This is a genomic window from Asticcacaulis benevestitus DSM 16100 = ATCC BAA-896 (genome assembly GCF_000376105.1).
In the GTDB taxonomy this organism is placed as follows: domain Bacteria; phylum Pseudomonadota; class Alphaproteobacteria; order Caulobacterales; family Caulobacteraceae; genus Asticcacaulis; species Asticcacaulis benevestitus.
Map to the genome: position 1 here is coordinate 1 of NZ_AQWM01000006.1, position 20,263 is coordinate 20,263.

Consider the following 20,263-nt stretch of genomic DNA (forward strand, 5'->3'; position numbering starts at 1 on the left):
CTATCAAACGCGAACTGAAACGCAGAAGTGCCATCGAGCCTGTCATCGGGCACATGAAAGCCGATGGAAAACTCGAGCGGAACTGGCTTGCCGGAGCACATGGCGATGCGGTCAATGTCCTCCTGGTGGCCGCCGGCCATAACATCCGTCTCCTCTTGAACTGGCTGAAGAGTTTTTGTGCCTTCGTCATGGCCCTGTCCATGGCGGTCACGAAGACAAAAAACTATGCGGACTACAGCCAACTTGCCGCTTGAGTTCAAAAACTGAATTGTTCACGGGCGACTAGCAAGGGCAAGGCCCACCGCGCGCATGCCCTCAAGCAGCGAAGCGATAGGGCTTCGCAGGGGGCGCGAGCCTGTGCGGCGCTTGAGCACACGAAAAGAGCCCTTCGGCCAGGGGAAACCGAAGGGCTCATGAACAAGATCAGCAGCTTAGGGGGGAGCTATTGCTTGATCTTGGATATCTTGGTGCCTTCGATCGAGACACCGGCCATCAGGCCCTTTTGATCGAAGACGAAGGCATAGGCATCGTCTTTCAGGGTCGAGGTCGACAGATTGCGGGCCACGCCCTCATCGACCACAACCACGGTCGGGCCCACGCCGATTTCAAGACCTGAGCTTTCCTTAAGGTATTTCACCGCGTTGTCAGACATCAGGAAAACGGCGTAACCGTAGGACTGCGCGCCGGCCTGAAGCCCCCAAGAACCGGAGAAGGAATTGTAATAGTCGGCCACGCCGCCATCGGCCAGCAGTTCGCCTTCACCATAGGCGCCACCGAAGACCAAACCGGCCTTGACGATGCTGGGGAAGATCAGGATGGCCTTGGCGCGCGAACCAATCAGCTTGGCGGTCGGGTTGCCGGCATAAAGCGAATTGAGCGCGGCTTGTGAGTCAGAATTGATATCGGCCTTGCTGGCGGCTTCCGCGACCTGCGGAGTTAGCGCGGGGACCATGGCGGTCGTGGTCAAGGCCAGGGCGAGCGTAAAGCCGCTTGCGGTCAATTTGGGAAACTTGAACATTATAGCACCTCAGATAACGGAGCGTGATCGCCCAGTGAGGTCTATCTAGCGGCGTCACCCGTTGCGTTGCCATGCGGAGGCAACGGGAAAAACATCAGGATCACATAAGCTCGCTGGCAACCTCGCCTCACGCCAGCAGGTTGCGATCGATTTCCGCGATGGTCTTAACGCCCGTGAGCGCCATGGCCGTGCGCATTTCCTTCTCGATCAGGCTCAGCAGGTTGGTGACCCCCGCCTCGCCACCGGCGGCCAGCGCATAGATATAGGCGCGGCCCAACAGCACACCCTTGGCGCCGAGCGCCAGCATCCGCACCACGTCGAGCCCCGTACGGATACCGGAATCGGCCAGAAGGGTTAAATCATCGCCCACCGCGTCGGCGATCGCCGGCAGGGCCTTGCAGGTCGAGAGCGCGCCATCGAGCTGACGGCCGCCGTGGTTCGACACCACAAGGCCGTCGGCGCCGAATGTCACCGCGTCCTTCGCGTCTTCCGGATCGAGAATGCCCTTGATGATCATCGGGCCTTTCCAGACGTCACGAATCCACTCCAGATCCTTCCACGAAATGCTCGGATCGAAATTGGCGCCCAGCCAGCCGATATAGTCCTCAAGCCCCGTGGCCTTGCCGAGATATGTCGACACATTGCCAAGATCGTGCGGCGTGCCGCGCAGGCCCACATCATAGGCCCATTCCGGCTTGAACATCGCCTGCACCATGCGGCGGATAGGGCCGAAATCACCGCTCATGCCCGAGTGCTTATCGCGGTAGCGCGCGCCCGGCACCGGCATATCGACCGTAAAGACCAGCTTGGTGACGCCCAGGGCCTGCGCGCGTTCAAGCGCGTGTTTCATGAACCCGCGGTCCTTCAGCACATAGAGCTGGAACCAGATATCGCAGCCAGACTTCTCAACGATTTCCTCAAGAGGGCATAGAGAAACCGTTGAAATGATATAGGGAATGTTCGCCTTCTTGGCGGCTTTCGCCACCTGTACTTCACCGCGCCGCGCGTACATGCCGCCCAGTCCCACCGGCGCCAGCGCCACCGGCATCGCCATCTTTTCACCGAACAACTCGGTCTCCAGCGACAGGTCGGCGACATCGCGCAACACGCGCTGACGCAGGGCCAACGACGACAGGTCGCTGACATTGTTGCGCAGGGTCATCTCGGCGTAGGAGCCGCCGTCCAGATAGTCGAACAGAAAGCGCGGCAGTTTGCGCCGGGCGGCTTCACGGTAATCGGTGGCGGCGGAAATGATCATTGAAATCTCGATGCGGACGCAGAAACAGGGGCCGGAACAGGCGTTGTGGCTGACGTCATATGCCGCGCGGCATCAAGTTGCAAGGTCAGGTCGGCATAGGCGGGCATGGTGCGCAGAATATGACAGGTCAGGCGCTCGTAAGACTGGATGAAGCGCCCAACCGCCTCATCACTCATAAGGTGCGTGCCGGTGCGCCCTTCGGCCTGCAACCGGCGGCGCAGGCTGTTTTCCTGTTCGATTCGCCAGTCGCGGACGATTGCGAAACCGGGCGCCGCCAGCAGCACCAGCTTGTCGATATGGCCAAACAGGGTGGCGTAAGCGCCTTTCAGCGCTTCATTGACCACACTGCGCCAGACGCCATTATCGTTGCGCTCCAGATCATTGACCGGCGTCGCCAGATCCTCGTCGGCCTGCGGACGCGCCCCAACGCACCAGCCCTCGAAAATGATGATGTCCGGTGCTGTTATCTCCGGCCATTCTTCTTCCGGCACGGGTGAGTCGGTCGCCTTGTCGAAGCGCGGCAGGCGCGTTGGCTGGCCGGACAGCAAGCCTTTGAAGGTACGCTCGCCTAAGGCGACATCATGCGTACCCGGCACGCCGCGCGTGGCGAACAGCGCAGAGATATCGACCGGACGGGCTTCGCGCGCCAGATAGAGATCGTCGAGCGACAGCAGCGCCACGGTCAGGCCCCTGGCTTTCAGGCGGGCCTCAAGCCCCTCGCTCAATGTTGATTTTCCGGAGCCTTGCGCCCCGCACACGCCGAGCACAAGGGGTTTTCTGGCCGTTTCCAGCCAGTCCACCACCTGCGCGGCAACGAGATCAAGCAACCCGATCACGCACGGGCTGACCGGCAAAGAAAAGATCAACATTGACAGCCGCCCGCATCCCCATGGCCTCGCGCGTCTCGACCGTGGCGCTGCCGAGGTGGGGCAACAGCACCGCGTTTGACAGGTCGAGCAAGGCCGGATGCACCACCGGCTCGGCCTCATAGACATCGAGACCCGCCGCCCAGATCGTGCGGGCTTTCAGCGCTTCGGCCAGATCGGCCTCATGCACCACCGAGCCGCGCGCCGTATTGATCAGGATCGCGGTGGGCTTCATCAGCTTAAGCAGACGCGCGTCGATCATGTGCTTTGTCTCAGCCCCGCCCGGCGTATGCAGCGACAGGACATCGGCCTCGGCCGCCAATTGGTCGAGCGACGGCACATAGCGGGCCTCCAGCGCGGCCTCGATATCGGTGGCGGCCTGACGACGGCTGTAATAGGCGATCTTCATGCCGAGCGCGCGGGCAGCTTTGCGCGCGGTCGCCTGGGCGATGCGGCCAAAGCCGACCAGACCCAGCGTCTTGCCTTCCAGCGACTGCCCCATCAGCGCCGTCGTGCCCCAGCCCTTCCACTCACCGGCGCGCAACTGGCGTTCGCCCTCAGAGGCGCGGCGCGAGGTCATCAGCATCAGCATCAGGGCGATATCGGCCGTGGCCTCGGTCAGGACGTCGGGCGTGTTGGACACTGTGATGCCGGCGGCCTTGGCGGCGGCGACATCGATATTCTCATAACCGGCACCATAGTGGCCGATCATCTTCACGCGCGCCCCCGGCACACCGAAGACGGCCGCATCCATCGGATCCCCCAGCGATGAGCACAGACAGTCATACGCCGTCATCGCCTGCATCAGTTCGGCGTGCGTCAGGGGCTTGCCGGTGTCGTTGACGGTCGCGTCGTAGTGCGCCTGCATATAGGCCTGTGCGCCGGCGGGCCAGGGACGGGTGATCAGGATCTTGGGACGTGTCATAAGCGAATCTTTCGGTTTTTAAGTCTTTTAGCGCCTGTTAAAAACCGGCGCACGCTTTTCCTGATGAAAGCGACTGTCGCGGCACGTTAAGGTTTTAGCGCAAAAACCGTCATTTAACTGCCAAACGGCTGTCATCAAATCCCCCTAAGCGCTGGTTTCATCGGAAACAGCGGGAGCCTTATGGGGATGGTCAGCCGCCGGAAAGTTTTGTTCGCCGTGGGCACGGTCGCCGCCGTGCCTGCCCTTGGCGCCTCCGCCTTGCCGGAAACACCCTCACAGGTCCGGTTCGAGCATGGCGTGGCATCCGGTGATCCCCTCATCGACGGCTTCATTCTGTGGACTCGCATCAGCGGTCTGGAACGCGGCGCCGATATCACCTGGCAGATCACCAAAGACGACAGCTTCAACACCGTAGTGGCCGAGGGCAAGGTCTACACCGACGCCGGCCGCGACTATACGGTTAAGGCCGATGTGCGCGGCCTGACGCCCGACACCGACTATGTCTACCGCTTCCTCGCTGGCCCGATCCCCTCGCCGGTCGGCCGCACCCGCACCCTGCCGCTGGAAACCGACAAGGTGGTGCTGGCCGTGGCCTCCTGCGCCCTGCATCCCAACGGCTATTTCAACGCCTATCGCGCCATCGCCAACCTGCCGCGCGTCGACGCCGTGGTCCATCTTGGCGACTATATCTATGAATATGGCGCCGGCCTGACCGATTACGGCATGGGCAATGGCCGCATGCTGATGCGCATGCCGGAGCCGGCGCACGAGATCGTCACCCTGGCCGACTACCGGATGCGCCACGCCCAGTACAAGCGCGACGAGGATTTGCAGGCCGCCCATGCCCGCGCGCCGTGGATCTGCGTCTTCGACGACCACGAGATCTGCAACAATCCATGGCGCGACGGCGCCGAAAACCACAATGCCGGCGAAGGTGACTGGGGCGTGCGCAAGGCGGCGGCGCTCAAGGCCTATTCGGAATGGATGCCGATCCGCGATCCGGAGCCCGGCCGCCTGCGCGAAGCCATCTATCGCAGCGTCCGCTTCGGCAAGCTGGCCGAACTGGTCATGCTGGAAAGCCGCCTGCTGGCGCGCACCAAGCAGCTCGATTACGCCGAAGACCTGACCTATATCGACGGCAAGCCCGACAAGACCGCTTTCCGCACAAAACTCAACGCGCCCGAGCGCGAACTGCTGGGCGCAGAGCAGCGCGATTGGCTGCAAAACACCCTGACCACCTCGGTGCATGATGGCGTGACCTGGCAGGTGCTGGGCAACCAGATCGTCATGGCCAAGGTCAATGGCCCGGATATCGTCAAACGGCTCGGCCCTGATGCGATAGCCGCCATGCGCAACCTGGCCCCCGAAGGCGCGCGCCAGAAGCTCGACACCTTCGTGGCCCTGTTCGACAGCGCCGATCCCCTGCCGCTCAATCTCGATGGCTGGGACGGCTATCCGGCCGAACGCGAGCGCGTCTACGCCATGATCAAGGCGGCCAAGGCCCGCACCGTGGTCGTCTCCGGCGACAGCCACTGCGCCTGGGCCAACCAGCTTCATGACGTGACCGGCCAGACCATGGCCGTTGAGCTCGGCGTCACGGCGATCAGCAGCCCGACGCGTTGGTTAGATTCGTGGCTGCCAGACCTGCAACTGGCCGAGACGCTGGCCGATCAGAACACCGAGGTCGTGGCCGCCGATGACGCCTATAACGGCTTTGTCCGCCTGACCCTGACGCCCGATGAGATGACGGGCGAATGGATGTCGGTCAGCACGATCACCTCGCGCACCTTTACCTGCTTCCCGCAGCGCCGCTTCTCGGCAAAGGCGAAGGATCTGGTGCTGAAGCCCGGCGCTTAACCGGAGCCAAAGATAATCCAAAAGCCCGGCGAAACCGTAAGAAGGGCATGAATACACCCTTGAACGGCAACGCGGTTATCATTGGCGCCAGTGGCGGTATCGGCAGTGCGCTGCTGGAAGCCCTTCGCGCTCGGGGCCATTATGATCTGTGTCTGGGCCTGTCCCGGCATTCCGGTCCACCGCTCGATCTGACCGACGAAGCGAGCATCGCCAGCGCCGCGCAATGGGCGGCTTCGCAGGGCGATATCCGGCTGGTGATCGACGCCACCGGCTTTTTGCATGACGCACACTTCGAACCGGAAAAAAGCTGGCGGTCGCTCGATCCTGAGCATATGGCCAGATCGTTCGCGCTCAATGCCATCGGCCCCGCCCTGCTGATGAAGCATATCCTGCCCCTCCTGCCGCGTCAGGGGCGCGCCGTCTTCGCCACCCTGTCGGCGAAGGTCGGCAGTATCGGCGATAATGAACTGGGCGGCTGGTACAGCTACCGCGCCTCGAAAGCCGCGCTTAATCAGTTTGTCAAAACCGCCGCGATCGAATTGCGCCGGCGCGCGCCACAAGCCGTCTGCGTGGCGCTTCATCCCGGCACGGTTCAGACCCACCTGTCGGCGCCTTTCCACAAGACCGGCCTGGACGTGCGAGCACCCCTCGATGCCGCCACACACCTGTTAGCGGTCATCGACGGTCTGAGCGCCGAACAGACCGGTGGATTCTATGATTATCGCGGCCAGTCCCTGCCGTGGTGATCAAAAAGGCGCTGCTGCGTGGAATGCGACGCACGCGGCGGTGACGGGGTGCGGCAGGCTCAGGCGTTCGGCGTGGAGCAACAGGCGCGGGCTCAGGGCTTCGATCTCCGGCGGTGCATAGAAATCATCGCCCAGAATCGGGTGACCGATCGCCATCATATGCACCCGCAACTGGTGCGTCCGCCCGGTGACGGGCTCCAGTTCGATCCGCGTTGTGCCCTCCCCGCGGCCGAGGATGCGGTAGCGTGTCAGCGAGGGCTTGCCGGTGGCGTGATCGACCATCTGGCGCGGGCGATTGGGCCAGTCCTTGATCAGCGGCAGGTCGACCTCGCCATCCGCGCTGAGGTCACCCGCCACCACCGCGATGTAACGCTTGTCCACCTGACGGTCAGCGAAGGCCTTTGAAAGCGTGCGGTGGACCTCTGGCCCACGCGCAAACACCATCAGCCCGGACGTCGCCATATCGAGCCGGTGTACGGTCAGGGCATCAGGATAGAGGCTTTGCAGGCGCGTGATCAGGCAGTCCTTATGCTGCGGCAAGCGTCCGGGCACACTTAAAAGGCCCGCCGGCTTTTCCGCCACCAGCATATGATCGTCGGCATAGAGCACGCCATCGCTCACGACAGCGCCTTACCCATGCGGACGATCGGCAGGCTCAGGCCACCGGCCATCTGCGCTTGCGTCGTCTCGATCGGTTCGTAGCCATAGGCCTGATAGAGCGGGATGCCGGTCAGGGTGGCGCCCAGGTCAAAGCGCCGGAAACCTGCCGCTTCCGCGGCGGCTTCGCACGCCGTGAGGATCTGGCTGCCCAGGCCGCGCCGCGTCCAGCCCGGCTTGACGAAAAAAGCCCGGATCCGGGCCGGGTCGACCTTGGGATCTAGCGTATTGTCCTCGCGGCCGGCCAGCGCATCGGCGCCATAGAGCGTCCGGCGATAGCTCCAGCCGCCACAGGCCACGATCTGGCCGTCCCTCTCGATGACAAAATAGGTCTGGTCGAGGATCAGTTGCGTATCGACGCCAAAGACCGTGCCGAGCGCGGCCTGACGCTGCGCTTCGGAATAATCATCGGCCTGCAGCACCATGACCGACTCGTTGATCAAGGCCTTAAGGGCCGGAATGTCCGCCATTTGCGCGGGTCGCAACGACATGACCGAACCTAAAGGCTGAGCCGATAGGCCTTGTCCGCCAGCGTGCTGTCTTCAAGCCGGGCGTCAGCGATGATCTTGAGCGCATCCTTGGCGCGGCCGGATTCGATGATGCGGCGGCCTTCCCTGACGCGGGTGCGCGCGCCGGTCTGTTCGTAGCCCTGATCATCCATCAGGAACTGCATCGCGTCGAGATCGGAAATAGCCGCATCGCTGAACAGTTCGAAATTCTTGACGAAGCAGGACTTGCCGATGGATTGCAGGCTTTTGCTGAGTTGATGATCTTCCATGGTACGCGTCCTTGTTTACGGCAGATGGAGCAGTATCAGAGCCACCAGCGCAGGCAAGGCCTGAATGACGAGGATCGACTTTTTGACGGTAAAGCCGCCATAGAGCCCCGCAACGATCACGCAACTCAGGAAGAAGACCTTGACATAGAAGCTGTCATGGCCAGCCAGCAGTCCCCAGACCAGGCCGGCGGCGAGGAAACCGTTATAAAGCCCCTGATTAGCCGCCAGCTTGGCGGATTCGGCGGCGAACTCCTTCGTCAGCCCGAAGGTCTTGCGACCGAACGGCGTCTGCCACAAAAACATCTCCAGAATCAAAAAGCCCAGATGCAGGACAGCGACGAGGCCGACGATAAGATTAGCGATGGTGTGCAAGTCAGGCTCCCTTGAGTGTTGACAATAGGGTGCCTCCGCCCTTGCAAAAGCGCAAGGAAGAAAGCACTTTAAAGCCTACAGACCCAGGAGCGCCCCATGACCGACATCTACAACATCCCTCTGAAACGCATTGATGGTCAGCCGACCACGCTCGAAGGGTTCAAAGGCAAGGTGCTGCTGGCGGTGAATGTCGCGTCGAAGTGCGGCCTGACCCCGCAATATGAAGCGCTCGAAGCGCTTTATCGTGAAAAATCGGGTGATGGGCTGGAGATTCTGGGCTTCCCGGCCAACAATTTCCTCTCCCAGGAGCCCGGAACTGACGAAGATATCGTCAGTTTCTGCTCGACCACCTATGACGTCACCTTCCCCCTGTTCAGCAAGATCAGCGTCGTCGGCGCCGACAAGCACCCGCTCTATGATGTCTTCACCAAGGCCCAGCCGAACGCCGTCAGCGCCGGTCCGATGCGCGAACGTCTGGAAAAGTTCGGCATCCCGGTCAGTCCGGAAGGCGAAGTGCTGTGGAATTTCGAGAAGTTCCTGATCGGCAAAAACGGCGACGTGGTCGAGCGTTTCGCGCCCGACGTCACCGCCGATGATCCGCGCTTGGTTGCCGCGATCGAGCGCGAACTGGCGAAAACCTAACGCCGGAAATGAGCGCTGAAGGTCGTGCCGTCCGTCTCAGATGAGGTAACGCTAATCGTCCCGCCATGGGCCGTGACGATTTCCTTGGAGATATAGAGCCCCAGGCCGAGATTAACCGACAAGGCGCCATGGCCGCTTTCGTCATCGGCGTGCGGTTCGACGCGCGTCAGCGAGCTGAAGATCGTCACCATGTGCTCCGGCGAAATCGGCACGCCCTCATTATGCACCGACACCACCACTTCGCTTTCCAGCCCCTCGACCTTGATGGTCACTGGCGCGTCGGTGAAACCATACTGCACCGCATTGCCGATCAGGTTCGAGAAGACCTGTCCGATACGCGCCCGATCCCAGATCCCTTCAAGACCGCCCGTAATTTCCAGCGTAAATTCCCGATTGGGATGGATGGCCCGCGCCTCATCGACCAACATCTTGCTGATATAGCCCATATCGACCGGCTCCTTGATCAGCGGCAGGCCTGATCCCAGACGCGCCCGCGTCAGGTCGAGCAGATTGGTGACGATATCCCCTGCGCGCGACGTTGAATCGGCGATTTGCGACAACAGCATGGTCTGACGCTCATTGAGCTGGCCGATCTTCATGGCCAGTTGCGCCGACATTGAGATGGCGCTCAAGGGATTGCGCAGATCGTGGCTGAGTATGCCCAGGAAGAGATTCCGCGACATTTCAAGCTTGACCGAATAGTCGCGGATCGATTCCGTCAGCGCCTGATCGACCGCCTCATTGAAACGGATCATGTCCTTGACATCGACCGCGTTCATATCGCGGTCCATACCCCAAAGTTTGAGCACACTGGCGCGCAGGGCCCGATATTCCGAGACCATCTGGTCCATATTGAACCCGCCGGCGTGGCGCAGTGAGGCGTGCGTTTCGGCGGCACTCGGATAGAAGGTCCGCGGCTTTTCGCCATGCGACTTTCTGATCTGCTCGGAATCCGTCTGGGTGGTTTCGATGTCCTCGACGATAAAGCCGAGAATTTGCCGGATATGATTGCGCAAGGCGAGCGGCGTCATGCTGCCGGCGGCCGGCACGAACGTCTTGGCGAAGTTTTCCCACTCAGCAATGATAGGTGCCGTATTCGCCCTGATAAACTCAGCCAGTCGCATGTGGTTTCCAAAAATTTTGAGAACGTCTTCAGTCATGACAATCCTGAAAGTTTGTGTTCAACCTCAGATATTTTCAATTTTTTACTAAAGATGAGCCACACTTACAGTCGATAAAACTGCACAATCCGCCGATAAAAGGCCCTCAAGGCTCATCATTCGCATCTTATTACTGCGATAGATACCACAATATTTGGTTCTTTATTTTACCGCTCTAATTGCAGGTTGATTGTGCGATCATCCGCCATATATGAGCCTTATGACCCATTCCCTGCCTGTCCACACGCCGCCCTCGCCGAAGCACCTTGTCCTTCTGTTTCACGGCGTTGGTGCCCTGCCGCAAAATATGGTGACGCTGGGCCAGACCATCGCCGAGGCGGATCCGCAGGCCGCTGTGATCAGTGTCGCCTCTCCTGATCCCTCAGAGACGGGCGGAGGCTTCCAATGGTTTCCGGTGCGCGGCGTCACCGAAGACGATCGACCGGCGCGCGTGGCTGCGGCCATGCCGGGCTTTGTCGCCTGCGTGCAGGCGTGGCAGGCGAAAACCGGTGTCGACGCCCACGCCACCACCCTGATCGGCTTTTCGCAAGGCGCCATCATGGCGCTGGAATCTACGCAGCTGCCGGAGACGATCGCCGCTCGCGTCATCTCCCTGTCAGGCCGCTTCGCCGCGCCGCCGCGTGTCGTACCCGCCTGCCCCATCCACCTGATCCATGGTGATGCCGACCCGATCATCGCCGCCGCCCACGCGCAGAGAGCCTATGACGACCTGATGGCGCTCGGCGCACACGTCACACTCGATATCCTGCCAGGGTTAACCCATACCATAGATTCGGCGGCCACCCGCCTCGTCCTTGGCTATCTCAAACGTTCTGCGGCATAAGGTCCACGCAAGGTCATTTTGTGCGAATAATTCGCATTGCTAGTTGACCGCCTCACAGCACCTGCTAAGAAGCGCGAATTGCTAATCATTCGCATTCTTAATTATGCAGGAGTTTTCTGACATGACCGCCCTTCGTTGCAACCGTCTTCGCATCTTGCTGACAGCCACCTCGGTGTTCGCCATGATGGCTATTGGCGCCGCCCACGCCGAAGCGACAGCGGACGCCTCGGCCGACAGCGAAGCCAGGGAAGTCGTCGTCATCGGCAAGCGCGTGATCAAGGGCTCGGCCGGCGCCACGGGTCTCGACCTGTCCTTGCGCGAAACGCCACAATCGGTCACCATCGTCACCGCCGCGCAGATCAGGGACTTTGGCCTGACCGATGCCAACCAGCTTCTGGCCACAATCCCCGGCATCAATGTGGAGGCCGACGAAACCGACCGCACCTATTACAATTCGCGCGGTTTCGACATCATCAACTTCCAGGTCGACGGCGTGGGGCAGCCGCTCGACTGGGGCCTGCAGGTCGGCGCACTGGACACCGCCCTTTATGAGCGTATCGAAGCCATCCGCGGCGCCACCGGCATGCTGACCGGCACCGGCAATCCGTCGGCCACCATCAACTATATCCGCAAGCGCCCCACCAAGGCGTTTCAGGCTTCGGCCTCGGCCAGCTACGGTTCGTGGGACAACAAACGCGTGACCGCCGATGTGTCGGGGCCGCTGAATGAGGGCGGCACGGTCGCCGGACGCTTTGTCTACGCCAAAACCAACACCGATTCCTATCTTGACTATTACGGCGTCGACCGCAGCGTCTATTACGGCGTCCTGTCGTGGGATATCACGCCGAAGCTGAAGGCCACCGCCGGCTATTCGCAGCAGGACAACCTGGCGGACGGCGTCACCTGGGGCGCCCTGCCCCTGACCTATTCCGATGGCACGCCGATCGACTATGATGTGTCGGCCACCTCGTCGGCGCCGTGGACCTATTGGAATACCCACGACCATCAGAGCTTTGGCGAACTGTCCTATGGTTTCGACAATGGCTGGACGATCAAGGGCATCTATACGCGCAAATCCTATGACGAAGACGCCAGGCTGCTGTATCCGTCGGGTACGCCCGATCCCGATACAGGCCTGGGCGTCGTCGCCTACAGCGGCATGTACCCGTCTATCATCAAGCAGGATATGTTTGATGTCGTGGCCAGCGGCCATGTCAGCCTGTTCGGACGCGAGCATCAGGTCGTGCTCGGTGCAAATTCGACCCACGCCGCCAGCTACAAGTGGGAGCGCTCGGCCGACCTGCCCAGCTACGCGCCGATTGTGGACGGTCACATCACGCCACCGGCGCAACCCACCTACCCTGATGCGTACCTGTCGGAGCAGATCAAGACCGACACAACCCGCATCTATGGCGCCATCCATCTGAACCTCAGCGATAAACTGACGGGCATCGTCGGCTTCAATGCGGTCGATCTGAAAGCGGTCGGCGATTCCTACCGTGTTTCGCAGGACCGTTCGGAGAACAAGGTCAGCCCCTATGTGGGTGCAGTCTATGACGTCAGTGAGCACGTCTCGCTCTACGCCAGCTATACGGACATCTTCGATCCGCAATCGCAAAGCGACGTCAATTTTGTCCGCTTCAATGCCGCCACAGGTAAGAGCTACGAAGCTGGCGTCAAATCGGAAGGGTTCGACAATCGTCTTTACGCCACCGCTTCGGTCTTCAAGTCGGAACAATACGATCTGGCTGAGTTTACCGGCTACCTGCAAAATACGGATGCCAGTCTTCCCGGCTACACGACCAAGCCTGAGCTTGTCGGCAAGTCCTATTATACCGGCATCGACACCTTTGTTGAAGGCTATGAACTGGAAGTCGCCGGCAAGGTCACGCCGCAGTGGAGCCTCAATGGCGGCTGGACCAGCCTGTCGATCAAAGACCGTGATGGCAACAATGTCCGCAACTATCTGCCCCGCCAGACGCTCAAACTCTCCACCACCTACAGCCTGCCGCAATACCGCGACATGAAGCTGGGCGCCGCCGTGCGCTGGCAGAGCGATGTGTCGACCACCAGCGCGGGCACGCTCTTCACCCAGGACGCCTATTCCGTGATCGATCTGATGGGCAGCTTCCGTCTGACCGACCATGTGCGCGCTTCGCTCAACCTCAAGAACGCTCTGGATGAAAAATATTTCGGCGGTCTGCAGTGGGATCAGGCCTTTTACGCCGCGCCGCGCAGCGTCATGGTCACGCTCGACTGGACCTACTAGACCTTCAAAATCCGTAAACCACGCCACCGCATGACAACCTCATGCGGTGGCTTTTTCACATTTACCTTATGACTTCATTACAGGTTTCCGACCTCTCCGGCATTTCTAAAAAGCCCGCAGCCACCCTAACCTGACCTCACAAGTCAATTTCAGGAGGTTACAATGGGTAAAGGCATTTTGCTCTGGCTGCTGGGGGTTCCGATCCCCGTCATTATTCTGCTCGCGCTTGTTTTCCGTTGATCGGGGGCTCTCGCATGGCTTTCTCAGATCCCCTCACAACCACGGACGGCCCTAATCTGGAATCGTCCAAATCCGGCATCCACTGGGGTTCAATCCTCGGCGGAGCCTTTGTCGCCGCCGCCATATCGCTGATCCTATTGCCGCTCGGTTCGGCGCTCGGTTTCGCCTCCGTCTCGGTCTTCAACGCCACCGAAGCCAGCCTCGTCACCTTCACGGCTGGCTGGGCAATCTGGCTGGTCATCATGCAGTGGGTATCCTCCGGCATCGGCGGCTATATCGCCGGCCGTTTGCGCGTCAAATGGGCCGATACGCACAGCGATGAAGTCTTCTTCCGTGACACCGCGCACGGCTTTATTGCCTGGTCGGTCGCCACCGTCTTCACCCTGGGTCTGGCCGCCATCGTCGCCGCCGGTGCGCTCACTACCGGCGTTCAGGCCACCGCTACTGTCGCCGCCGGTGCGACCGACGAAGTCGGTTACTACACCGACAGCCTCTATCGCACCACGACCCCTTCGGCGACAGCGCCCGCCGCCGATATCACCGCCGAAACGACGCGCATTCTCGTCAATGGCGCCAGGAACGGCTCCGTGCCTGCGGCTGACAGAGCCTATCTGTCATCTCAGGTCGCCGCCCGCACCGGCTTGTCGCAGGCCGAAGCACAAGGCCGCGTCAACACCACGCTGGCTGAGATCGACGCCGCGAAGCAAAAGGCTGCGCAAACGGCAGAAGCCGCCCGCAAAACCTTGGTCGCCTTCCATATCGGCCTGTTCCTTTCCCTGCTCATTGGCGCCTTTATCGCCATTGTAGCAGCCGCCCTCGGCGGTAAACTTCGTGACAATTATTAGGAGATAGCGATGAGCCTTACGCTCGAAGAGATCAGCAAGACCATGCGCCATATCGATCTGTGCATGCTGACGACCAAGACGGCCGATGGCGCCCTTGAATCCCGCCCGATGAGCAACAACAAACTGGTGGATTACGACGGCGACTCGTACTTCTTCGCCACGGCGGACAGTTCAGCCGCGCAGGAGATCACGGCCGATCCACAGGTCAATATCGCCTTCACGCAACTCCCTTCCCTGATCAGCGGCGGCTTTTTCCTGTCGGTGACGGGCAAGGCCGAACTGATCGATGACAAGGCTTTGTTTGAAAAGCACTGGGTCAAGGATATCGAGGTATGGTTCAAGGACGGTATTGATACGCCGGGCCTGCGCCTGATCAAGGTGAAGGCCAAGGTACTGAAATACTGGCACAATTACGAAGAGGGCGAACTCTATCTCTGATCGCGCGTCGTTACGCCGATGAATCCCCAAGGCCTCCTGACATACGCATCGACTCCCGCTATATTCAGCCCATGCATATTCAGCGCCTGCCTCAAGACACCATCAACCGCATCGCCGCCGGCGAGGTCGTCGAACGCCCCGCCTCCGCCGTCAAGGAACTGGTCGAAAACGCTATCGACGCCGGCGCCCGCCAGATCGACATTCGTGCCGATCTGGGCGGGCTGTCGCGCATCCTGATCGAGGACAATGGCTCCGGCATGGGCGCGGAGGATCTGGAACTGGCGATTGAGCGCCACGCCACCTCCAAGCTCAAGCCGCAGGCCGACGGCACGTGGGATCTGCTCCATATCAAGACGCTCGGTTTCCGCGGCGAAGCCCTGCCCTCCATGGGATCGGTAGCGCGGCTCAACATCACCTCGCGGCCACGCGATGGCGAGGCGCTCAATATCCGCGTCGATGGCGGCGCCATTTCGCCGATCCGTCCGGCAGCTTTCGGCGGCGACCACGGCACGCGTATCGAACTGACCGATCTGTTCTACGCCACGCCGGCGCGTCTGAAGTTCATGAAATCCGAGCGCGCCGAGAACATGGCCATCGCCGAAGAGGTCAAGCGTCAGGCCATGGCGCATGAAAATGTCGGGTTTTCGCTCGAACTCGACGGCAAGAAGCAACTGAAACTCTTTGCCGAACAGGCCGGCTTCGAAGGCCGGCTCAGGCGCCTGTCCGCCCTGCTTGGCGCCGATTTTTCCGATAATGCCCTGCTGATCGATCAGGTCCGCGAAGGCGTGCGGCTGACGGGCTATGCCGGCCTGCCGACCTTTTCACGCGGCAATGCGGCGCATCAGTATCTCTTCGTCAACAATCGCCCGGTGCGCGACAAACTGCTGACCGGCGCCCTGCGTGCGGCCTATGCCGATTTTCTGGCGCGCGACCGCCATCCGCTGGCGGCGCTGTTTGTCGAGATCGATCCCGAAGACCTCGATGTCAACGTCCACCCGGCCAAGACCGAGGTGCGCTTCCGCGATCCCAACCTGGTGCGCGGCCTGATCATCGGGGCCCTGAAGCACGCCCTCGCCTCAGCCGGCCACCGCGCCGCCACCACGGTGGCCCACACCGCGCTCAGCGGTTTCCGCACCGATGTGCAGCCGCTGCTCGGCCTTAACCGCCCCTATAATCCGGTGTCGGCGTCGCAGATCGCTGCCGTGCGCCCGTATATGACGCCCTATATGCCCGATGAGGTGCCGTTTTCGCCGACCGCGCGCGTCGAGACGATGCCCCCATCTTTTGACGCCTATCAGGGCGTGGCCGAATCCTATGCGCCGGTGATGGAAGCCCCACTCGACGCGCCGGCTCCATACGCCCCCACGCAGGCCGAAGCCTTCCCGCTCGGCGCGGCACGGGCGCAGATCCACGAAACCTATGTCATCGCCCAGACGGCCGATGGCCTGGTCATCGTCGATCAACACGCCGCCCACGAACGCTTGGTCTATGAACAGATGAAGGTGGCCATGGCCGCCGGCAACGTGCAGAGCCAGAGCCTGCTCATCCCCGAAATCGTCGACCTGGAGCGCGAAGAGGTCAGCCGCCTGATGGCGCGGCGCGAAGATCTGCTGGTCATGGGGCTGGGTGTCGAGGCCTTTGGGCCGACCAGTGTGCTGGTGCGCGATATCCCGACCCTGTTGGGCGATTGCGATATCGGCGGGCTGGTGCGTGATCTGGTCGATGACCTGACCGAACACGGCGAACTGCTGGCGCTGAAAGAACGGATGGCGGAAATCTGCGGCGATCACGCCTGCCGCCACAGCGTGCGCTCGGGCCGTCGCCTCACCGCCGATGAGATGAACGCCCTGCTGCGCCAGATGGAAGCCACGCCGCATTCCGGCCAGTGCAATCACGGCCGCCCGACCTATGTCGAGTTAAAGCTCAAGGATATCGAGAAACTGTTCGGACGGCGCTAAAGCCGTCATAGATAAAGCGCAACACCTTACGGTCTTGCGCTTATCGTCTGTCAGCGCTTGGCCATTAAAAAAGCCTGCAATCGCCGGATTGCAGACCCCAAAGGTTTAGTGTGTCAGATTAAGGATGATCAGGCCCAGGCCCATCACCACGCCCCAGACCTGAACGCTCAGGCCAGCCACCAGAAGCAGCTTCAAGCCGTCGGGACGACGCTTCGATGCCCGCGACTTCATGGCTTCTACAGTTTGAATTTCCATCACTTGACCCCTAATTTGAGCAATAGTTCTAACTGGCGATGAGCAATTTTTGTGCCTTGTTACCGGCCTTGCCTGTCTTTTACGCCTTGTTAAGGACATATTGTGGATAAGAGTTAAGAACCGTCAATAGAGAATTTTTAACGGTGCGTTAAATTTACCACTTTGGCGCTCTTTATGGGCATTTTATATAATGAATTCCGTAATTTACGGACCATGAATTTTTTTCTTCAGAAATAAAACCTGCGCTGCGCCATAGGTTTTTTCGTTGATTTTTTGCCACACGTCTGTGACAAAAACGTCCTCATCAGAGGCGCGTTCGAACACGATCAGCGCGTCTTCCGTCAACCAGTTACCATCGATCAGAGCAGCCAAAGCCTTCTCCCCCAAGCCTTTGCGATAGGGCGGATCAAGGAAAACAAGATTGAAGGCCTCGGCTTGCGACCCCGGTCGCAGGCCAAGCTGGGTGGCGTCCCGTCTGTGGACGCGGGTTGTGCCAAAAAGACCGAAGGTTTCGACATTGTCCCGGATTGCACCACGAGCCGCATCGTCGGTTTCGACAAACAGGCAGAATCGGCCGCCACGCGACATGGCTTCAAAACCGAGCGCGCCCGAACCGGCGAAGACGTCGAGCACGCGCGCGCCTTCGAGGTTGGGCGCCCAGTCGGCATGGGCCAGGATATTGAAAATGGCCTCGCGCGCACGGTCGGAGGTCGGGCGCGTGTTCTGCCCGTCCGGCGTAACGATCGTACGCCCCTTGAATTGACCACCGACTATGCGCAACGGCTGACCCCTTAGCTATCGCGGCGGGGCTTGAAGGGCGGGCGACCCGCGGAAGGCTTGCCACCGGAAGGACGATCGCCAGACGGACGGCCCTTGAAGCCACCGCTGGACGGACGATCACCCGAAGGCTTGCCCTTGTAACCGCCGCCGGCAGGCCGAGAACCTTCGTTCCGAGGCTTATCGCCGTAAGACTTGCGCTCACCGCCCGCAGCCCCGTCACGCGAAGCGTAAGGCTTTTTGAACGCCGGCTTGTCACCGGCCGGACGGTCACCATAGTCACGCTTGGGGCGATCGCTGTAGGCGCGTTCGCCACCGGCATTGTCACGCGAAGCATAAGGCTTCTTGAACGCAGGCCTGTCGCCGGCCGGACGGTCACCGTAGTCACGCTTGGGGCGGTCGCTGTAGGCGCGTTCACCACCCACAGCACCGTCACGCGAAGCGTAAGGCTTCTTGAACGCAGGCCTGTCACCGGCCGAACGGTCACCTGCCGGGCGGTCGCCATAGTCGCGCTTCGGACGATCATACGACTTGGCACCCTGCGGGCTGCCCTCACGGTTCGGCTTCATATAGGAGCGGCGCTCGCCACCCTCGGCGCCTTCACGAGCGGCGTAGGGCTTCTTGAAGGCCGGCTTGTCACCGTAAGGTTTGGCACCTTGCGTACGATCACCGCGCGGCGCGAAATCACGCTTCGGTCGTTCCTCACGCGCACCGCCGAACTCGCGCTTGGCGCGTTCATAGGCACCCGCCTCACCCGCCGGCACACCGTCATCGCTGCGCGCCGCATAGGGCTTCTTGAAGGCCGGCTTATCGCCATAGGACCTGGATTGCGGCCCATCTTGACGAGAATTGGCACCGTAGTCACGCTTCGGACGATCCTCGCGCGGTGCGCCATAAGTCTTGCGCTCACCACTGCCTTCAGGACGCGGCGTCCAGGCTTTCTTCTCTCCGCCCTCGGCGCGGTCACGGCCTTCCGGACGTGGCTTCCACGTCTTTTCACCACTCCCGGCGCCACCGAATTCGCGGCGCGGACGGAACTCGCGTTCCGCCGCCGGATTGCGGTCACGGGCCTCGCCGTCGCCTTCAAAGCGCGGACGCTGATCGAAATCGCGTTCCTTGAATTCACGCTTTTCGGCCACTTCACGCGGCGTCCAGGGCTTGTTGCCACCTGGTTTATCACCAAACTTTTTGTCGCCGAACTTTTTGTCGCCATAGGCGGGCTTGTCACCAAAGCGCGGCTTCTCGGCGAAGCGATCACCACCGCCACGACGACCGGCAGGCGCGGCGCCACGTTCGGCGCTGCGGCCAGGACGCGCCTGGGTTTGCGAGGCGCCTTCGACCGGCAGATTGCGCAGTTGCACCACATCGGCCAGCATTTCACGGATGACGCGCGGGCCGATTTCCTCGACCTCGCCCGGCTCCAGATTGCCGAGCTGGAACGGACCATAGGCCAGACGGATCAGGCGGTTGACCTTGAGACCGATCGATTCCAGCACGCGGCGGACTTCGCGGTTCTTGCCTTCGGTGATGGCTACCGTGATCCAGCAGTTGGCGCGGCCATCGGCCTTTTCGGCCATCTTGTCCAGCGTGGCCTCGATCGGGCCATAGATGACGCCCTCGACGGTCGTGCCGTCGCGCAAACTATCGAGACGGGCCTGCGTGGTGTGGCCAAGCGCACGGGCGCGATAGCGGCGCACCCAGCCGGCGGAGGGCAGTTCCAGCGCACGGGCCAGTTCGCCGTCATTGGTCAACAGCAGCAGACCTTCGGAGTTGAGATCGAGGCGACCGACTTTCAGCACGCGCGGCAGATCGGCCGGCAGCTTGTCGAAAACGGTCGGGCGGCCTTCGGGGTCGCGTTCCGTGGTGACCAGACCGACGGGCTTGTGATAGCGCCACAGGCGGGTCGGTTCAGCGGCGCCGATCACCTGACCATCAACCGTGATGACATCCGTACCGGAGACCAGCACAGCCGGGGTTTCCAGGATACGGCCATTGACGGCGATCTTGCCGAGGCCGATCAGGCGCTCGATTTCGCGGCGCGACGCCAGACCGGCGCGCGCCAGAACCTTGGCGATACGCTCACCGGAACCGGCGGCATTGTCTTTCAGCGATTTGGCAGGCTTCTTCGGGCGCTCGGGCTTCTTGCCGGCGGCTTCGCGGGCATCGCGCATTTCCTGCGGCATGTAACGGTGACCGTCAGCGATTTCCTGCATTTCCTTCGCGTGCTGCAATTCTTGCGGCGTCAGCTCACGGGGGGCTTCAGGTTCGAAATTGTCAGGCTGAGCTGCGGGTTCGTTACGCTCTCCAGCGTTACTGTCTTGGGTCACGGTCGATCTTTCTAAATTTGCTTGACGCCTG

At 61.2% G+C, this 20,263-nt stretch carries 21 protein-coding genes; 9 read left to right on the plus strand and 12 right to left on the minus strand.

The features are described from left to right. Positions 1-254, plus strand: a 254-nt coding sequence (locus B060_RS24170) for a transposase (protein ID WP_018081519.1), incomplete at its 5' end; no start/stop codon positions are given. A 188-nt stretch (positions 255-442) separates the two neighbouring features. Here B060_RS24170 and B060_RS0109365 read toward each other — a convergent pair. The 4 genes from B060_RS0109365 to B060_RS0109380 form a co-directional block, all read right to left on the minus strand. Next, entirely contained in the window at positions 443-1,018 is a 576-nt protein-coding gene (locus B060_RS0109365; protein WP_018081520.1) for a lipid-binding SYLF domain-containing protein, read from the minus strand. 127 nt (positions 1,019-1,145) lie between these two features. Then, positions 1,146-2,276 (minus strand): FMN-dependent L-lactate dehydrogenase LldD, encoded by a 1,131-nt coding sequence (gene lldD, locus B060_RS0109370; RefSeq protein ID WP_018081521.1) that lies wholly within the window; start codon positions 2,274-2,276, stop codon positions 1,146-1,148. After that, positions 2,273-3,145: a kinase gene (locus B060_RS0109375; protein ID WP_051081042.1), complete on the minus strand. Its 873-nt coding sequence runs from the start codon at positions 3,143-3,145 to the stop codon at positions 2,273-2,275. The genes lldD and B060_RS0109375 overlap by 4 nt, the downstream gene beginning before the upstream one ends. After that, a complete protein-coding gene (locus B060_RS0109380; protein ID WP_018081523.1) occupies positions 3,096-4,067 on the minus strand; it encodes a 2-hydroxyacid dehydrogenase in 972 nt (323 codons plus the stop codon). Before B060_RS0109380 ends, B060_RS0109375 begins: the two co-directional genes overlap by 50 nt. Before the next feature lie 180 nt (positions 4,068-4,247). Between B060_RS0109380 and B060_RS0109385 the strand changes: the two genes are divergently transcribed. Together B060_RS0109385 and B060_RS0109390 are read left to right on the plus strand one after the other, a co-directional pair. Then, positions 4,248-5,924: an alkaline phosphatase D family protein gene (locus B060_RS0109385; RefSeq protein WP_018081524.1), complete on the plus strand. Its 1,677-nt coding sequence runs from the start codon at positions 4,248-4,250 to the stop codon at positions 5,922-5,924. 47 nt (positions 5,925-5,971) lie between these two features. Beyond that, entirely contained in the window at positions 5,972-6,670 is a 699-nt protein-coding gene (locus B060_RS0109390) for an SDR family NAD(P)-dependent oxidoreductase (protein ID WP_018081525.1), read from the plus strand. Here B060_RS0109390 and B060_RS0109395 read toward each other — a convergent pair whose 3' ends face one another. From B060_RS0109395 to B060_RS0109410, 4 genes are read right to left on the minus strand one after another with little or no spacing between them, the layout of a single operon-like run. Next, positions 6,671-7,291: a pseudouridine synthase gene (locus B060_RS0109395; RefSeq protein WP_018081526.1), complete on the minus strand. Its 621-nt coding sequence runs from the start codon at positions 7,289-7,291 to the stop codon at positions 6,671-6,673. It lies immediately after the preceding gene. Continuing rightward, positions 7,288-7,818, minus strand: coding sequence for a GNAT family N-acetyltransferase (locus B060_RS0109400; protein WP_031220943.1), 531 nt, complete (start codon positions 7,816-7,818; stop codon positions 7,288-7,290). Before B060_RS0109400 ends, B060_RS0109395 begins: the two co-directional genes overlap by 4 nt. Before the next feature lie 8 nt (positions 7,819-7,826). Beyond that, on the minus strand, positions 7,827-8,105 hold the full coding sequence (locus tag B060_RS0109405; protein ID WP_018081528.1) for a hypothetical protein: 279 nt from the start codon (positions 8,103-8,105) through the stop codon (positions 7,827-7,829). A 15-nt stretch (positions 8,106-8,120) separates the two neighbouring features. After that, positions 8,121-8,477: a DUF1304 domain-containing protein gene (locus tag B060_RS0109410; RefSeq protein ID WP_018081529.1), complete on the minus strand. Its 357-nt coding sequence runs from the start codon at positions 8,475-8,477 to the stop codon at positions 8,121-8,123. Positions 8,478-8,573: 96 nt separating this feature from the next. Between B060_RS0109410 and B060_RS0109415 the strand changes: the two genes are divergently transcribed. Next, complete coding sequence (locus B060_RS0109415; protein ID WP_018081530.1) at positions 8,574-9,119, plus strand: glutathione peroxidase; 546 nt, start codon at positions 8,574-8,576, stop codon at positions 9,117-9,119. Here B060_RS0109415 and B060_RS0109420 read toward each other — a convergent pair. Further along, positions 9,116-10,279, minus strand: coding sequence for a sensor histidine kinase (locus B060_RS0109420; protein WP_018081531.1), 1,164 nt, complete (start codon positions 10,277-10,279; stop codon positions 9,116-9,118). The two genes, B060_RS0109415 and B060_RS0109420, sit on opposite strands and share 4 nt — an antisense overlap. A 220-nt stretch (positions 10,280-10,499) precedes the next feature. Between B060_RS0109420 and ypfH the strand changes: the two genes are divergently transcribed. The 5 genes from ypfH to mutL all read left to right on the plus strand — a co-directional run bounded on the left by ypfH (position 10,500) and on the right by mutL (position 16,873). Continuing rightward, positions 10,500-11,123: an esterase gene (gene ypfH / locus B060_RS0109425; protein ID WP_026172720.1), complete on the plus strand. Its 624-nt coding sequence runs from the start codon at positions 10,500-10,502 to the stop codon at positions 11,121-11,123. A gap of 121 nt (positions 11,124-11,244) precedes the next feature. Continuing rightward, positions 11,245-13,392, plus strand: a complete 2,148-nt coding sequence (locus B060_RS0109430) for a TonB-dependent siderophore receptor (RefSeq protein WP_035423480.1) — start codon at positions 11,245-11,247, stop codon at positions 13,390-13,392. A 254-nt stretch (positions 13,393-13,646) separates the two neighbouring features. Continuing rightward, complete coding sequence (locus tag B060_RS0109435) at positions 13,647-14,477, plus strand: hypothetical protein (protein ID WP_018081534.1); 831 nt, start codon at positions 13,647-13,649, stop codon at positions 14,475-14,477. Positions 14,478-14,486: 9 nt separating this feature from the next. Continuing rightward, the gene (locus B060_RS0109440; RefSeq protein ID WP_018081535.1) at positions 14,487-14,915 is read left to right on the plus strand and encodes a pyridoxamine 5'-phosphate oxidase family protein; all 429 of its coding nucleotides are present in this window, start codon (positions 14,487-14,489) and stop codon (positions 14,913-14,915) included. Positions 14,916-14,986: 71 nt separating this feature from the next. Then, entirely contained in the window at positions 14,987-16,873 is a 1,887-nt protein-coding gene (mutL, locus tag B060_RS0109445) for a DNA mismatch repair endonuclease MutL (protein WP_018081536.1), read from the plus strand. 105 nt (positions 16,874-16,978) lie between these two features. On the opposite strand, the gene B060_RS27575 is transcribed toward mutL, so the two are convergent. The 3 genes from B060_RS27575 to B060_RS0109460 form a co-directional block, all read right to left on the minus strand. Next, complete coding sequence (locus tag B060_RS27575; protein WP_164468325.1) at positions 16,979-17,128, minus strand: hypothetical protein; 150 nt, start codon at positions 17,126-17,128, stop codon at positions 16,979-16,981. Positions 17,129-17,332: 204 nt separating this feature from the next. After that, positions 17,333-17,908, minus strand: coding sequence for a 16S rRNA (guanine(966)-N(2))-methyltransferase RsmD (rsmD, locus tag B060_RS0109455; RefSeq protein WP_018081538.1), 576 nt, complete (start codon positions 17,906-17,908; stop codon positions 17,333-17,335). Between the two features lie 11 nt (positions 17,909-17,919). Beyond that, positions 17,920-20,232 carry a pseudouridine synthase gene (locus tag B060_RS0109460; RefSeq protein WP_236621646.1) on the minus strand — a complete coding sequence of 771 codons (2,313 nt, stop codon included), beginning with the start codon at positions 20,230-20,232 and terminating at the stop codon, positions 17,920-17,922. Positions 20,233-20,263 lie beyond the last annotated feature (31 nt).